The following is a 599-nucleotide window of genomic DNA, read 5'->3' on the forward strand; positions in this document are numbered from 1 at the left end:
TTTTCTCACTCTTCTCTGCCATCCGTCTCTTCTTCCCTTTTTCTTTTCTCTCTTTCTCTCTTCCTCTGGGTCAGCTTTCTCTTGTTCCTTCTTGCTCTCTCTATTCCTATCACCAGTACAAGCAGCAGGATCAGCGCTCCTCCTGCCATCCAGGGCCATGCTCCCGTTCCTTCCCGCATCAGCGTATAGATGGAACAGTGCTTAAGCTCCACCTCATAATACCCTTCCCCGTCCTGGTTCACTTCCTCCTTGATACATTCCAGCTCCCCGCTCTCCGGATTGCTGTAATAAAAGCCTACCTGCTCCTTCTCCCGGAATCCTGCCATGTTCTTGATCCGCAGCACCGCCTTCCCCGGCAGTTCCCCGTGGTGGGTAAAGCTCAGTACCTGTGCCTTCTTTCCGCGGATCTGCTTCCATACCGATTCCCCCTCTCCCGGGTTTGGATGGATGTACAGGTCCAGGTCTTCCTCTTTTCCCTCTTCGATCTCTTCCCCCGCAAAGATCCACTCATACCACAGGTCCTCTTCTATCTGCGGGTTATACAGCCGGACTCTCAGACCGATCTTCTCCTTCGACGCCTTCCTAAAGGCTTCCTTCGG

At 53.3% G+C, this 599-nt stretch carries 1 protein-coding gene; it reads right to left on the reverse strand.

The annotated features are described in order from the left end of the window. Nucleotides 1-5 precede the first annotated feature (5 nt). A partial coding sequence (locus tag ABCW47_RS15105; RefSeq protein WP_343210766.1) for a hypothetical protein occupies nt 6-599 on the reverse strand: 594 nt, incomplete at its 5' end.

The sequence above is a fragment of the Anaerolentibacter hominis genome, from assembly GCF_032380675.1.
Lineage (GTDB): Bacteria > Bacillota > Clostridia > Lachnospirales > Lachnospiraceae > Anaerolentibacter > Anaerolentibacter hominis.